Source organism: Mycobacterium sp. 4858 (assembly GCF_900240975.1).
Lineage (GTDB): Bacteria > Actinomycetota > Actinomycetes > Mycobacteriales > Mycobacteriaceae > Mycobacterium.
Genome location: NZ_LT968775.1, coordinates 442,275 through 456,633 on the forward strand (window position 1 = coordinate 442,275; position 14,359 = coordinate 456,633).

Below are 14,359 nucleotides of genomic sequence, written 5' to 3' on the forward strand. Positions count from 1 at the left end.
TGATGCTCACGCGGGCCGCTGCTGTGGCTGGTATCGGCCTGCTGAGCACCGGATGCGTCACGACCGTCACCGGCACGGCCACGCGCGCCGGGCATCTCGGCGGAGCAGCGCTGCCGCTCGAGCAAATCCTGCCGGACACCGAGGAGGTCAGCGCGGCCGTCGGCAACCAGCTGCCGCCACACGCCCCCCCGTTGGTTGGAGATATCGATATGCTGCCCAACGGGATTCGCGACAGCGGCGGCGCCGCACCCATCGAATGTCTCGGGCTCGTCGCGCCGGCGATGCGCATCGTCTACGAACCCGGCCACGTCCGTGCCGTCGCGACGGAGGACTACTGGAACTACGACTCCGGCGTGGCGGTGTCCAGTGCTACGGCGGCGGCGATCAAGCTGGCGTCGCCGGCCGACGCGCAACGGCTCTTCGCGTCGTTCGTCACGCAATGGCAACGCTGTGAGGGCGTCACCGTCACGATGTACACCCACGACTCGAGCAACACCGAGTTGTATTCCAAGGCGACCGGTATCCGCGTCGACGGGCCGGTCCTGTCGGCGACCGTCAGCGCGTGGGACAACCATCACACTGGGCCGGCCCCGGACGAGCGGGCCGTGGGCGTGCGCGCCGATGTCGTCGCCGACGTCAAAGTCGCCGACGGCCCGCATGTGCAAGCCGGGAGCAGGGCCATCGACGTCGTCGAGGCGATGTTGCGAAAAGTCTCGAGCAACAACTGATGAGAACCGGCCGCATCGTCCTCGCCTGCCTGGCCGTCGTAGCGCTGGCCACCGGCTGCACCGTCGCTGGCACCGCGCGCCCCGCGCCGGGTTTGAAGCCCCACCCGGTCACCGGGCAGGCCGTCAAGAAGGTGCTCCTCGACGACGGCGAGCTGTCGAAGCTGCTCGGTCAGTCCTTCGTGGCCAAGACCGAACTTCCGGGGCGCTTCGGCGGGCCCGAGGTGTTGCCGCCCGCGTTCGGGGCGGTCTCACCCCTCAACTGCATCGGCGTCACCTCCATGATGGTCAAGAACGCCTACCAATCCGGCGACGTCAAGAACGCGGCGCGGGAGACGTGGTGGAACCTGCGCGGGCCGGCGAAGGTGATCAGCGTGGCCGAGGGCGTGGTCGCCCTGTCCAGCGCCGGTGGGGCCGCCGCGTTGTTCCAGCAGTTCACCCAGCAGTGGCGCGACTGCGACGGCACCACCGTGACCATCGGGCGTTCCAGCATCATCACCGACCGCCCCGCAATCGTCTTCTCCGACAACATCTCCGACGTGCGCGTCACCGATTCGGTTGTGGGTGCGACCCTTTCGATCGATACCCAGTTGCCCGGCCTACCGTCCAGCGGACCGCGCCCCGAAGCGCGCGCGCTCGGCATTCGGGGGAACTGCCTCGTCGAAGTCGACGTCGCGTTCTTCGGCGCGACGCAACCGAGGGACGAGGGAACCGGTGACGTACACCACAGCGCCATCGACATCGCGCACGCGCTGATGGACAAGGTCAGCGCGTTGAGCTGACGCGCAGCTGGCATCAGGCTGGGACTTTTCTGGGGTTGGGCTGTGTTGACGTGTACGTGCCGTCTTGGTGGTGTCGCGAAACCTAAACTCGGTGGGGGTGAGAGGTAGCCGAAAAGCGCATGGGAAGTATTCGTCGCATTGAAGTGCCGCGGCCCGCGTCTGTCGCCGCGTTGTCCGATAAGCGCCGCGGTCGGGGTCGACGTTGGTGTGCGGCAGCGCTTCTGGTCGTCTTGATGTCGGCGACGGGTTGCTCCGTCACGGTCGCCGGCGCGGCGCGGCCACCAGCGAACCTCACGCCGCGATCCCTCGACGGGCAGGCCCTCAATCGGGTGCTGTTGGGCAGGAGCGCGCTATCCCGCATCGTCAAGCAACCGCTGGAGCCCGACCCGCGTTTCCCGCCGCTTGTCGGGGGCCCCGAGCTGTTGGCGGGTACGGGCGCGGGGTGGTCCGACAGTTGCCTCGCAGTGGCGGTGATGATGCAGGCGGGTGCCTACCGGTCCGCCAACGTGAAAGGCTTTGCGCTCACGACCTGGCGGCCCGATGCCGGGTCCGCCGTGACGGTGACCAGGGTGCAAGAGGCCGCGATCAGCTTGCCCACCGCCGCCGTAGCCAACGCCCTGTTCGCCACCGTCTCGAGGCAGTGGCAGGAATGCGACGGTAAGACGGTGCCCATTTCGGGCGGAAGTCTGCCGCTGAAAGTGCAAGTCAGTCACGTACAGAACGCCGTTTCCGTTGTCGCTGCGACGATTTCGATGCGATGGAACACGCCCACCCTGTTCTCGCCCCCATCGCTTCCCGCCGCCAGGGCCGTCGGCGTGCGGGACAACTGCCTGATCGAAGTCGAAGTCGACTTCTTCGGCACACCCGGCGCGTTACCGGACGCGCAGGGGGACGTGAACTCCAGCGCGCTGGACATCGCCCAAGTCATGCGGGACAAAGTGAGCGCACTGAGCTGACCCGCCACCACAGCAACGGCGGCGACCCGCTTCGCCCGGCCTGACGGCCGCGCTCGCGATCGCGACTACAGCAACGGTGGCGACCCGCTTCGCCCGGCCTGACGGCCGCGCTCGCGATCGCTGTGCTGATGGCGGCGACCCGCTTCGCCCGGCCTGACGGCCGCGCTCGCGATCGCCGCTCCTACATCGGCGCGTTGGCCGGCTGGAACATCCCGGACCCGTCGGCCTCCTCCTCGGCGCGAATCACGTGCACCACGGCGTTGATCAACGCCAGGTGGGTGAACGCCTGCGGGAAGTTACCCAGGTGCCGGCCGGTCCGCGGCTCGATCTCCTCGGCGTAGAGGTGCAACGGGCTGGCGTAGGACAGCAGCCGCTCGCACAAGCGCTTGGCCCGCGCCACCTCGCCGATCTCCACCAGCGCCGACACCAGCCAGAACGAGCAGATCGTGAACGTGCCCTCCTCGCCGGCCAGCCCGTCGTCGGTCTGCTCGACCCGGTAGCGCAGCACCAAGCCTTCCTGGGTGAGCTCGTCGGCGATGGCCAGCACCGTGTTGCGCACCCGGGGGTCGTCGGGCGGCAGGAAGCGGGTCAGCACCACCAGCAGCAGCGAGGCGTCCAGCGCGTCGCTGCCATAGCGCTGGGTGAACACCCCGCGGGAATCCACCCCGTGCTCCAAAATGTCCTGCTTGATCTCCTCGGCGATGGCCCGCCACTGCTGGGCATAGCTCTTCTCGCCCTGGCGCTCGGCGAGTTTCGCCCCGCGGTCGAGCGCCACCCAGCACATCACCTTCGACGACGTGAAGTGCTGGGGTTCGCCACGGACCTCCCAGATGCCCCGGTCGGGCTCCCGCCAGTGCTTGATGGCCTCTTCCACCTGCTTCTTCAGCACCGGCCACAGGCTCTCCGGGATCTGTTCGCGGGACTTGCAGTGCAGGTAGAACGAATCGAGGATCGAGCCCCAGATGTCGTGCTGGACCTGGTCGTAGGCGCCGTTGCCGATGCGCACCGGCCGCGCATGGTCATAACCCGACAGGTGGTGCAGCTCCTCTTCGACCAGGCTGCGTTCGCCGCCCACGCCGTACATCACCTGCAGCGGGTGCCGTTCGTTGCTGTTGGCGCCGGAGACGTCGGCGATGAACGCAAAGAAGTCGTCTGCCTCGCGGTCCAGACCCAGCGTGTAGAGGCCCCACAACGCGAACGTCGAATCACGCACCCACGCGTAGCGGTAGTCCCAATTGCGTTCGCCCTGCGGCGTTTCCGGCAGCGACGTGGTCGCGGCCGCCAGCAGCGCCCCGGTGGGCGAGTACGTCAGGCCCTTCAACGTGAGCGCGCTGCGCTGCAGGTACGCCCGCCAGGGGTGGTCGGGGAAGTTGCCGATGTTGATCCACTGCCGCCAACACTCGGTGGTCTGCCACATCTTGTCCGCGGCCTCTTCGTAAGTCTGCGGTGCAGGGTGCTTGGTCCAGCTCAGGGCGACGAACACGTCGTCCCCCTCCTTCATCCGCGTGCGTGCCCGCGCTTCGCGCCCCTCCAGCCCGATCCGCAGGTTCGTGGTGAGCCGCAGCGTCGGGTGGGCGTCGGGCTGCTTGGCGGCCCGCGCGATGGCCTCGCCGTAGGCGTTGGCCGAGTATTCCCAGGTGGCACCGACGCGGTGGTAGTCGAACGCCGGCTCGCAGCTCATCATCAGCTCGACGGTCCCGCTGACGCAGCGCACCGTGCGCAACAGGATGTGCTCGGCGTCCCAGTCCATCGGGGTGCGGCGATGGGTCCGCGATCGGCGCTCGATGTCGTGCCACGGTCCCATCACCAGCGCGTCACGCACGATCAACCACCCGGTGTGGGTTTGCCACGTGGTCTCCATGATCAGGCTGCCGGGCAGGTAGCGGCGGGCCGAGGGCACCGAGACGCCGTAGGGCCCGAGCCGGAAGTGGCCGGCGCTGCGATCCAGGATGGCACCGAACACGCTGGGGGAGTCCGGCCGAGGCACGCACAGCCATTCGACCGATCCCGCGGGGGAGATCAGGCACGTCGTCTCCCAGTCCGACAGAAACGCGTAGTCGGCGATCGGCGGAAACGGGTTCCGCAGTGCCGCGCTGGAAGCGAGCGGCGCCGGCGCGCTGAAGTCGATGGGCGAGGGCAGGACCGCCGGGGCCGCCTGGAACGCCTCCTCGGGCATGGCGTCGGCGGGCTGGTCATCGGGCTGGGCGTGCAAAACCATCCCGACATCATCATCTGTTGAGCGGCCCGGCGTCCATTCTTTCGCCCACGTGGCGTCCGTCTGGTTCAATCTCGGCGTCGGGCAAACCCCGGCGCGTGCTCGGGCAGCGGACCGATGGCAACGAGGTAGCCGGCCAGCCGCCCCATCGCCGCGGACCGGCCCACCAGCCGCACACCCAGGGGCGCGCGATGTTCGTTTCCGCTGACCGCCGCGGCGATCACGTTGGCGTGGATCACCCGTTGTGCCGTCTGCAGCAGCACCGTGGGAAGCCAACGACGCGCCTGCACGCGCGCCAACCGCCAGGTGGGCACCCGGCCCGCGTGCAACGCGCCCGCCAGGATGCGCGCGGCGGCCACCGCGTCGGCCACCGCAAGGTTGATCCCGACGCCGCCGACCGGTGACATCGCGTGCGCGGAGTCGCCGATGAACAGGACGCCGCCGGCATACCAGCGTCGAAGCCGATTCAGTTGTACGTCAAGCAGTTTCACGTCATCGAACGACGTCAGCGTCTGCACGCGGTCTCCGAGCCAGGGCACCATGCCGACCAGCGCCCGGTGCAGCGATTCGATGCCTTGCGACCTCAGCCGGGCGTCGGTCCCCTTCGGGATGATGTAAGCGATCTGGTAGTAATCGCCGCGGTCGATCACGATGACCGCGTGTCCGGCCCGCAGCACGCCGGCCAGTCCGCGTGGGTCGCCGGGTTGGCGGGGCAGCCGGAACCACCACACGTCCATCGGCGCGCCGAAACTGCGCGGATCCAGGCCCAGCGCCGAACGCACCGTGGACGAGCGACCGTCGCAGGCCACGGTCAGCTCGGCGCGCATGCTTTTCGCCTCACCGGCCTGGTCACGGTAGGTGACGCCGACGACTCGGTCGGCGTCGCGGATGACGCCGGTGACCTCCGTGCTGCGCAACAGCCGGAAGGTCGGCTCGGCCTCCGCGGCGGTGGCCAGCAGCTCCAGGAAGTCCCATTGCGGCACCAGGGCGATGTGCTTGTGCGCGCCCGGGAGGCGGGTCAGGTCGAGCGCCAGCGGCGCGTTCTGTATCTCCATGTGGACGGTGTCGATGAGCCGATGCGGAATCTGCGCGAACCGCCCGCCCAATCCCAGTTCGTCGAGCAGTCCCAGGGTGCTCGCGTGCACCGTGTCCCCGCGGAAGTCGCGCAGGAAGTCGGCGTGCTTTTCCATCACCGTGACGTCAACACCGGCGCGGGCCAGCAGCAACCCCAGCACCATGCCCGCCGGGCCCCCGCCGGCGATGAGGCAGGCCGTCGACTCGGGCGCGGACGACGGGGCAGCCATGCGCCGATCTTGGCACATTGGTTTTCCGGCGCAAGGCCGAATAGGGTGAGCCCGTGACCGCGTTCCTGAATTGGTGGGACGGCAACGAGCTGTGGCTTTCCGGGCTCGCTTTCGTACTCCAGGCCATGGTGGTGATGCCGGTCGTGCTCTTGGTCGCCGCGGTCACGGCGGGCCTGCTCGATGGGTTGCTCGGCAAGGGCATCGCCCTGATGCGTCGTGCCCGCCACGCCGGTGAGGCGCCCGGGTAGCGCTCATGCCTCGGTCACACGTGACGTTGATTCTCGTCGCGCTCGTGGTACTGGTGATCGTCGCGTGGTTGCTGACGCACTGAGCATGCAGGCCGCCCGCCAGGCACTCGAGCGGTGGCGGCCCCACCGATTCCTGTTAGGCTTCCCGCCATGCAGGTGACATCGGGTGTCGTGGAGCGCCATGTCTTCGTGCACTGTTGTCGCTGACTGCCAAACCCGTGTGCGGTCTGGTATGGGGTTTGTGATATCTCCCGTCGGATAAGGCGCCTTTCCGCAGCATCGGGACCGCTGTCTCCTTAAGTCCCCGTCCTGGAAGGCCCGAATGCTCAACGACATCGCACCCCGTTGGCGGTCGATGGTCACGTTCGCCCTGACCGTCGCTGTCGTGGCCGGGTGCAGCGGCGGTCCCAGCGATGTCGTCGGCGGGGGCGGGCCGGCCAACGCGCGCACGAGCATCACGCTGGTCGCCTATTCGGTCCCAGAACCCGGCTGGAGCAAGGTGATCCCGGCGTTCAACGCCGCCGACGAGGGCAAGGGCGTGCAGGTGATCACCTCCTACGGCGCCTCCGGTGACCAATCACGCGGTGTCCTCGACGGCAAGCCGGCCGACATCGTGAACTTCTCCGTCGAACCGGACATCACCCGGCTGGTGAAAGCCGGAAAGATCTCGAAAGATTGGAATACCGACGCCACCAAGGGAATTCCGTTCGGGTCGGTGGTGACGTTGTTGGTGCGCAAGGGCAATCCGAAGAACATCAAGGACTGGGACGATCTGCTGCGGCCTGGCGTGGAGGTCATCACCCCCAGTCCGCTGAGTTCGGGGTCGGCCAAGTGGAATCTGCTGGCGCCGTATGCGGTCAAGAGCGAAGGCGGCAGCAACCCGCAGGCCGGCGTCGACTTCATCAGCAAGCTGGTGCACGAACACGTCAAGCTGCGTCCGGGTTCGGGACGGGAGGCTACCGATGTGTTCGTCCAGGGCAGTGGGGACGTGTTGATCAGTTACGAGAACGAAGCGATCGCGACGGAGCGTGCGGGCAAGCCGGTCGAGCACATCAACCCGCCGCAGACGTTCAAGATCGATAATCCGGTCGCGGTGGTGAGCACCAGCGCACACCTGGACGCCGCGGTCGCCTTCAAGAACTTCCAGTACACGGCCACGGCGCAGAAGGTGTGGGCGCAGGCCGGCTTTCGGCCGGTCGACCCGGCCGTCGCGGCCGAGTTTCGCGGCCAGTTCCCGGCGCCGGCGAAACTGTGGACGATCGCCGACCTCGGGGGTTGGTCGACGACGGACCCGCAGTTGTTCGACAAAACCACCGGCAGCATCACCAAGATCTACACGCAGGCCACGGGATGACGGCCGCGCTCACGCCCGGTCCCCGGGCGATCGGGCCCGAGCTGGGCGGCGACGGGCGCCGCCCAGCGGACGGCCGGCGGGCGTCCCGCGGGAACGCGACCTCTTTGCGGGTGGGCGTGGCCACGCTGTGGCTCTCGGTCATCGTGCTGCTGCCGCTGGCCGCCATCGCGTGGCAGGCCGCCGGCGGCGGCTGGCACGCGTTCTGGTTGGCGGTCACCTCCAACGCCGCCGTGGAGTCGTTCCGGGTGACGCTGACCATCTCCGCCGGGGTCGCGTTGGTGAACCTGGTCTTCGGTCTGGTCATCGCCTGGGTGCTGGTGCGGGACGACTTCGTCGGCAAGCGGCTGGTCGACGCGATCATCGACCTGCCGTTCGCGCTGCCCACCATCGTCGCCAGCCTGGTGATGCTGGCGCTCTACGGCAACAACAGCCCGGTGGGTCTGCATCTGCAGCACACGGCGTGGGGCGTGGCGGTGGCGCTGGCCTTCGTCACCCTGCCGTTCGTGGTGCGCGCGGTGCAGCCGGTGCTGCTGGAGATCGATCGGGAGACCGAGGAGGCGGCGGCGTCGTTGGGTGCCACCGCTCCCAAGATCTTCACCTCGGTCGTGCTGCCGTCGTTGACGCCCGCGCTGATGTCCGGTGCGGGCCTGGCGTTCTCGCGCGCGATCGGCGAGTTCGGGTCGGTGGTGCTGATCGGTGGCGCGGTGCCCGGCAAGACCGAAGTGTCCTCGCAATGGATACGGACCCTGATCGAGAACGATGACCGCACCGGCGCCGCCGCGATATCCATCGTGTTGCTGTCGATCTCGTTCGTCGTGCTCTTCCTGCTGAGGGTCGTGGGTGGGCGCGCGGCCAAGCGTGAGGAGCTGGCCGCGTGACGCTGAGTCCCAGGGTCCGATACCTGATCCGATTCATCGCGCTCACATACCTTTTCGTTCTGCTGGTTGTCCCGGTGGCCCTGATCCTGTGGCGGACCTTCCGGCCGGGGTTGGGTCAGTTCTTCGACTGGGTGAGCACGCCCGCGGCGATATCGGCGCTGAACCTGACCTTGCTGGTCGTCGCCATCGTGGTGCCGCTGAACGTGGTTTTCGGCATTCCGACCGCTTTGGTGCTCGCCCGCAACCGGTTTCGTGGCAAGGGCGTGCTCCAGGCGGTCATCGATCTGCCTTTCGCGGTGTCGCCGGTCATCGTGGGCGTGGCCCTGATCCTGTTGTGGGGTTCGGCCGGCGCGTTCGGCTTCGTCGAGAAGGACCTCGGGTTCAAGATCATCTTCGGGCTGCCCGGCATCGTGCTTGCCAGCATCTTTGTCACCCTGCCGTTTGTCGTCCGGGAGGTGGAACCGGTGCTGCACGAACTGGGCACCGACCAGGAAGAGGCCGCCGCAACGCTGGGATCGGGCTGGTGGCAGACCTTCTGGCGGATCACCCTGCCATCGATCCGATGGGGCCTGACCTACGGCATCGTGCTGACCGTCGCGCGCACCCTCGGCGAATACGGTGCCGTCATCATCGTGTCGTCGAACCTGCCGGGTAAGTCGCAAACCCTGACGTTGCTGGTGTCGGATCGGTACAACCGCGGCGCCGAGTACGGGGCGTACGCGCTGTCCACGCTGCTGATGGGTGTTGCGGTGTTGGTCCTGGTCTTCCAAGTGATTCTGGATGTCCGCCGAGTACGAGCGGCGAGGTAGGCCTGACATGGAGACTCCTAGATGACTGACGACAACAACGGCCCCGTCGACCACGCGATCGTCGTGCGCAACGCCTACAAGCGCTACGGCGACTTCGTGGCCTTGGACAACGTCGACTTCGTCGTGCCCTCCGGTTCGCTGACTGCACTGTTGGGTCCCAGTGGTTCCGGTAAATCGACCCTGCTGCGTGCCATCGCCGGGCTCGACCAGCCCGACAGCGGAACGATCACGATCAACGGCTCGGACGTCACGCGGGTGCCGCCGCAGCGGCGGGGCATCGGTTTCGTGTTCCAGCACTATGCGGCGTTCAAGCACCTCACCGTTCGCGACAACGTCGCCTACGGGCTGAAGATCCGCAAGCGGCCCAAGGCCGAGGTCAAGGCCAAGGTCGACAACCTGCTGGAAGTGGTGGGGCTGAGCGGATTTCAAAACCGCTACCCCAACCAGCTCTCCGGTGGCCAACGACAGCGGATGGCGCTCGCGCGGGCCCTGGCCGTCGACCCGCAGGTGCTGCTGCTCGACGAGCCGTTCGGCGCCCTGGACGCCAAGGTGCGTGAGGACCTGCGCGCGTGGTTGCGCCGCCTGCACGACGAGGTGCACGTGACCACGGTGCTGGTCACCCACGACCAGGCGGAGGCCCTGGATGTCGCCGACCGGATCGCCGTGCTCAATCACGGTCGCATCGAGCAGGTGGGATCGCCGACCGAGGTCTACGACGCGCCGGCGAACGCCTTCGTGATGTCGTTTCTCGGGGCGGTGTCCACCCTGAACGGGAATCTGGTTCGGCCACATGACATCCGGGTGGGCCGCAACCCCGAGATGGCGATTGCGGGCGGGGACGGCACCGCGGAATCGATCGGGGTGGTGCGCGCCACCGTCGACCGCGTGGTCGTGCTCGGCTTCGAGGTGCGGGTGGAATTGACCAGCGCCGCCACCGGCGGCCCCTTCACCGCGCAGATCACCCGCGGCGACGCCGAGGCGCTGGCCCTGAGCGAGGGCGACACCGTCTACGTGCGCGCGACCCGAATGCCGTTCATCGCCGATCAGGCGACGGCCGACCGCGGCGACGGCCCCGCCGGCGAAGATCAGACCACGCTGACGCCGGCCTGAATCAAGCGATTTCGCCGGCTACGCGTGCAGCCCGCACTCGGTCTTGGCCAGCCCCTGCCAGCGCCCACTGCGCGGGTCCGCCCCGGCCAGCGGTTTGGCCGTGCACGGTTCGCAGCCGATGGACGGATACCCGTCGTAGACAAGCGGATTGACCAGCACACCGTGCTCGTCGATGTAGTTCTGCATGTCCTCGTCGGTCCACGTCGCCAGCGGGTTGATCTTCACCAGCTTGAAGCCCTCGTCGAAACCGATCACCGGGGCGTTGGCACGCGTCTTCGCCTCGCTGCGGCGCAGCCCGGTCACCCAGGCGGAGTACCCGCTCAAGGCTCGGCGCAGGGGCACGACCTTGCGCAACCGGCAGCACTCGCCCGGATCCCGGGAGAACAGGTTCTTGCCCAGCAGCTGGTCCTGCTCGGCCACCGTCTGCTCGGGCGTGATGTTCAACACGTGAATGTCGTACACCGATTCGACCGCGTCCCGGGTTCCGATGGTTTCGGCGAAGTGGTAGCCGGTGTCCAGGAAGACGACCGGCACACCCGGCCGGACCTTGGACGCCAGGTCTATCAACACGGCCTCCTGCATGCTCGACGTCAGCACGTAGTTGCAGGTGGCCCAGCCGCGCGGCCCGTTGACTCCGCCGAAGGTCTCGTCGGTCCAGCGCAGAACCTCGATGGCGCTGGCGCCTTCGAGCTCCGCGGCACCCCGCGCCGCCAGGTCCCGCAGTTGCGCCTCGGTCCGTTTCGTTGCTCGTCCACTCATCGTAAATCGTCCTCATCTGCCCGAATCGCCCACTGCGCGAACCGTTCTCCCGCACTGCGGTGTTTGATGAAGTTGCGTACCACCCGATCGATATAGTCACCCAGCTCGTCGCTGGTGACCTTGTGCTGGCGCAGCTTTCGCCCGAATCCGCTGTCCAGCCCGAGGCTGCCCCCCAGGTGCACCTGAAAGCCCTCGACGGAGCCCCCATGACCGTCGTCGACCATTTGGCCCTTGAAGCCGATGTCGGCCACCTGAATTCGCGCGCACGAGTTAGGACAACCGTTGATGTTGACCGTGATCGGGACGTCGAGCGCGGCGTTGACGTCCTCGAGCCGGCGTTCCAGCTCGGGGACCAAGACCTGCGCCTTGCCCCGGGTTTCGGCGAACGACAGCTTGCAGTATTCGATGCCCGTGCACGCCATCAGGTTTCGCCGCCAATGCGAAGGCGTGGTCTGCAGCCCGAGCGCCTCCAGGCCTGCGAGCACCTCGTCGAGTTTGTCGTCGGCGATGTCGAGGATGACCAGCTTCTGGTACGGGGTGAACCGGATCCGGTCGGAGCCGGCCCGGTCCATCAGGTCGGCGACCGCCGAGAGGATGGTGCCCGAGACCCGGCCGGCGATCGGAGCGGCCCCGACCGCGTTGAGCCCGTTCTTGAGCCGTTGCACCCCGATGTGATCGATCGGATGCTTGAGCGGCTCGGGGGCCGGGCCGTCGATCAGCGGCCGCTTGAGGTACTCCGTTTCGAGCGCCTCGCGGAATTTTGCTATGCCCCAGTCCTTGATCAGGAACTTCAGCCGCGCCTTGGACCGCAGCCGGCGGTAGCCGTAGTCGCGGAATATCGAGGTCACGGCCTCCCAGACCTCGGGCACCTCGTTCAGCGGCACCCAGGCGCCGACCCGCTGGGCCAGCATCGGGTTGGTGGACAGGCCGCCGCCGACCCACAGGTCCAGGCCGGGCCCGTGCTCGGGGTGGTTGACCCCGATGAAGGCGATGTCGTTGATCTCGTGCGCGACATCCTGCAGACCCGAGATTGCGGTCTTGTACTTGCGCGGCAGGTCGGCGAAGTCCGGCCTGCCGATGTAGCGGCGCACGATCTCGTCGATCGCCCAGGTGGGGTCGATTACCTCGTCGAGCGACTCACCGGCCAGCGGCGAACCCAGGATGACGCGGGGGCAGTCACCGCACGCCTCGGCGGTCTGCAGGCCGACCTCGGCGAGGCGCCGCCAGATTTCCGGGACGTTCTCGACCTCGATCCAGTGCATCTGCACGTTCTGCCGGTCGGAGATGTCGGCGGTGTCGCGACCGAAGTCGGTCGAGATGTGCCCGACCGTGCGCAGCGCCGCGGCCGACAGCGCGCCGCCGTCGCAGCGCACCCGCATCATGAAGTACTTGGCCTCGAGCAGATCGGCGTTCTCGTCACCGGTGAATGTGCCGTCGTAGCCCTGTTCGCGCTGGGTGTAGAGCCCCCACCAGCGAAAGCGCCCGCGCAGGTCACTCTTGTCGATGCTGTCGAACCCGGCCTTGGCGTAGACATTCTCGATGCGCTCGCGCACGTCGAGGGGGGCGCCGGCCTGCTTCATCTCTTCGTTGGGATTGAGCGGTGCCCGGTCTCCCAGCGCCCACTGGCCCTCGTTGCGGGCCTTGTTCGGGGACCCAGCGGGTCGGGCGGTGGTCATTGGAAAAGGTCTCCTTTTCGACATCGCAGGCATGAAAGCGCAGCTCACCGGTGGTATCGGCGGCGCAGATCCGATGCCAGCTGGACGTACAGGTGGGCGGGTCTACGACATCAAGGGAGACAGCAACAGCTGCAAACACGCTTGAGATCAATGTGCCGCCGCGCCACGAGCGCAATGCGAAGGCTGGGCTGAGCGACGGTCACGCACCCATTGTGCCATGCCCGATCGGGGCCCATGTCACCAGGTCAAATATCGGCTCACGGTGAGCGAAACCCCGATTAAATCGGCCGCCCCGGTAAGAACACCCGGAATTTCGTCGGCCGGATCGACCCCCGGCCGCGACGGGCGCACCGTGGGAAGATTTGGCATGGCACTTCGCGAGGAACCGGTCGAGCTGCCCGATCTGCAGCCCGTCCCCGGGCGCCCGTTCGGGATGTACATCCATGTTCCGTTCTGCATAACACGTTGCGGCTATTGCGATTTCAACACCTACACTCCTGCCGAGTTGGGTGGCGTGAACCCCGACGCCTGGCTGGCGGCGCTGCGGACGGAGCTGAAGCTGGCCGCCGAGCGGCTTTCCGGGCCGACGGTGAACACGGTGTTCGTCGGGGGAGGGACACCGTCGCTGTTGGGCGGCACGCGGGTGGCGACGATCCTGGACATGGTGCGCGAGCACTTCGCGCTGGCACCCGACGCCGAGGTCACCACCGAGGCCAACCCCGAGTCGGCCTGGCCGGACTTCTTCGACGCCGTCCGGGCGGCCGGCTATACGCGGGTGTCGCTGGGCATGCAGTCGGTGTCACCGCGGGTGCTGGGGGTACTCGACCGCATCCACACGCCGAACAGGTCGGCGGCCGCCGCCCGCGAAGCGTTGGACGCCGGCTTCGAACACGTCAGCCTCGACCTGATCTATGGGACGCCGGGGGAGTCCGACGACGATCTGCTGCGCTCGGTCGACACGGCGATCGACACCGGTGTCGATCACGTGTCCGCCTACGCGCTGGTCGTCGAGGAAGGGACCGCGCTGGCCCGACGGGTGCGGCGCGGCGAGCTGGCGGCCCCCGACGACGATGTGCTGGCGCACCGCTACGAGTTGCTCGATGCCCGGCTGTCCGAGGCCGGCATGTCGTGGTACGAGGTGTCCAACTGGTCGCGGCCGGGCGGTGAGTGCCGGCACAACCTCGGCTATTGGGTCGGTGGTCAGTGGTGGGGCGCAGGGCCGGGAGCCCATGGCCACGTCGGCGCCACCCGCTGGTGGAACGTCAAGCATCCCAACGCCTACGCGGAGACGCTGGCCGGTGCCGCATTGCCGGTGGGCGGATTCGAGCGGTTGGACGCCGACGCCCTGCACACCGAAGACGTGTTGTTGAAAACCCGACTGCGCCAGGGGCTTCCGCGCGCAGTGTTGAGCCCCGTCGAACAAGAGCGCGCCCAAGGTGCGGTCGCGGACGGGTTGCTGGTGTCCGACGCCGACCGGCTCGTCCTCACACCGCGCGGACGGCTGCTGGCCGACGCGGTGGTGCGCACGGTCCTGGGCTAGTAC

At 67.8% G+C, this 14,359-nt stretch carries 14 protein-coding genes; 9 read left to right on the forward strand and 5 right to left on the reverse strand.

What is annotated here, in order from left to right:
- Nucleotides 1-2 precede the first annotated feature (2 nt).
- The 3 genes from C1737_RS02075 (at nucleotide 3) to C1737_RS02085 (ending at nucleotide 2,463) form a co-directional block, all read left to right on the forward strand.
- Nucleotides 3-728 carry a sensor domain-containing protein gene (locus C1737_RS02075; protein ID WP_067918749.1) on the forward strand — a complete coding sequence of 242 codons (726 nt, stop codon included), beginning with the start codon at nucleotides 3-5 and terminating at the stop codon, nucleotides 726-728.
- A complete protein-coding gene (locus tag C1737_RS02080) occupies nucleotides 728-1,507 on the forward strand; it encodes a sensor domain-containing protein (RefSeq protein WP_102417087.1) in 780 nt (259 codons plus the stop codon). Before C1737_RS02075 ends, C1737_RS02080 begins: the two co-directional genes overlap by 1 nt.
- Nucleotides 1,508-1,740: 233 nt before the next feature.
- Nucleotides 1,741-2,463 (forward strand): sensor domain-containing protein, encoded by a 723-nt coding sequence (locus C1737_RS02085; RefSeq protein ID WP_199182771.1) that lies wholly within the window; start codon nucleotides 1,741-1,743, stop codon nucleotides 2,461-2,463.
- A 181-nt stretch (nucleotides 2,464-2,644) separates the two neighbouring features.
- Here the strand turns inward: C1737_RS02085 and C1737_RS02090 are convergent, their stop codons facing one another.
- Nucleotides 2,645-4,681, reverse strand: coding sequence for a glycoside hydrolase family 15 protein (locus tag C1737_RS02090; RefSeq protein WP_067918716.1), 2,037 nt, complete (start codon nucleotides 4,679-4,681; stop codon nucleotides 2,645-2,647).
- Between the two features lie 65 nt (nucleotides 4,682-4,746).
- Nucleotides 4,747-5,982 carry an FAD-dependent oxidoreductase gene (locus C1737_RS02095; RefSeq protein WP_068099112.1) on the reverse strand — a complete coding sequence of 412 codons (1,236 nt, stop codon included), beginning with the start codon at nucleotides 5,980-5,982 and terminating at the stop codon, nucleotides 4,747-4,749.
- Between the two features lie 53 nt (nucleotides 5,983-6,035).
- Between C1737_RS02095 and C1737_RS02100 the strand changes: the two genes are divergently transcribed.
- The 5 genes from C1737_RS02100 to C1737_RS02120 all read left to right on the forward strand — a co-directional run bounded on the left by C1737_RS02100 (nucleotide 6,036) and on the right by C1737_RS02120 (nucleotide 10,381).
- Complete coding sequence (locus tag C1737_RS02100; protein ID WP_067918713.1) at nucleotides 6,036-6,230, forward strand: hypothetical protein; 195 nt, start codon at nucleotides 6,036-6,038, stop codon at nucleotides 6,228-6,230.
- A 322-nt stretch (nucleotides 6,231-6,552) separates the two neighbouring features.
- On the forward strand, nucleotides 6,553-7,584 hold the full coding sequence (locus tag C1737_RS02105; RefSeq protein WP_067918712.1) for a sulfate ABC transporter substrate-binding protein: 1,032 nt from the start codon (nucleotides 6,553-6,555) through the stop codon (nucleotides 7,582-7,584).
- Nucleotides 7,581-8,462 (forward strand): sulfate ABC transporter permease subunit CysT, encoded by an 882-nt coding sequence (cysT, locus tag C1737_RS02110; RefSeq protein ID WP_102417089.1) that lies wholly within the window; start codon nucleotides 7,581-7,583, stop codon nucleotides 8,460-8,462. Before C1737_RS02105 ends, cysT begins: the two co-directional genes overlap by 4 nt.
- Entirely contained in the window at nucleotides 8,459-9,271 is an 813-nt protein-coding gene (cysW, locus tag C1737_RS02115) for a sulfate ABC transporter permease subunit CysW (protein ID WP_102417090.1), read from the forward strand. The genes cysT and cysW overlap by 4 nt, the downstream gene beginning before the upstream one ends.
- Before the next feature lie 21 nt (nucleotides 9,272-9,292).
- Complete coding sequence (locus C1737_RS02120) at nucleotides 9,293-10,381, forward strand: sulfate/molybdate ABC transporter ATP-binding protein (RefSeq protein WP_067918706.1); 1,089 nt, start codon at nucleotides 9,293-9,295, stop codon at nucleotides 10,379-10,381.
- An 18-nt stretch (nucleotides 10,382-10,399) separates the two neighbouring features.
- Here C1737_RS02120 and C1737_RS02125 read toward each other — a convergent pair whose 3' ends face one another.
- The 3 genes from C1737_RS02125 to C1737_RS27475 all read right to left on the reverse strand — a co-directional run bounded on the left by C1737_RS02125 (nucleotide 10,400) and on the right by C1737_RS27475 (nucleotide 13,052).
- Complete coding sequence (locus C1737_RS02125; RefSeq protein ID WP_102417091.1) at nucleotides 10,400-11,140, reverse strand: phosphoadenylyl-sulfate reductase; 741 nt, start codon at nucleotides 11,138-11,140, stop codon at nucleotides 10,400-10,402.
- Nucleotides 11,137-12,816 carry a nitrite/sulfite reductase gene (locus C1737_RS02130; RefSeq protein ID WP_102417092.1) on the reverse strand — a complete coding sequence of 560 codons (1,680 nt, stop codon included), beginning with the start codon at nucleotides 12,814-12,816 and terminating at the stop codon, nucleotides 11,137-11,139. The genes C1737_RS02125 and C1737_RS02130 overlap by 4 nt, the downstream gene beginning before the upstream one ends.
- Before the next feature lie 110 nt (nucleotides 12,817-12,926).
- Complete coding sequence (locus C1737_RS27475) at nucleotides 12,927-13,052, reverse strand: Ms4527A family Cys-rich leader peptide (RefSeq protein WP_369804534.1); 126 nt, start codon at nucleotides 13,050-13,052, stop codon at nucleotides 12,927-12,929.
- Between the two features lie 131 nt (nucleotides 13,053-13,183).
- Here C1737_RS27475 and hemW point away from each other — a divergent pair, with 131 nt between their 5' ends.
- A complete protein-coding gene (gene hemW, locus C1737_RS02135; protein ID WP_102417093.1) occupies nucleotides 13,184-14,356 on the forward strand; it encodes a radical SAM family heme chaperone HemW in 1,173 nt (390 codons plus the stop codon).
- Nucleotides 14,357-14,359 lie beyond the last annotated feature (3 nt).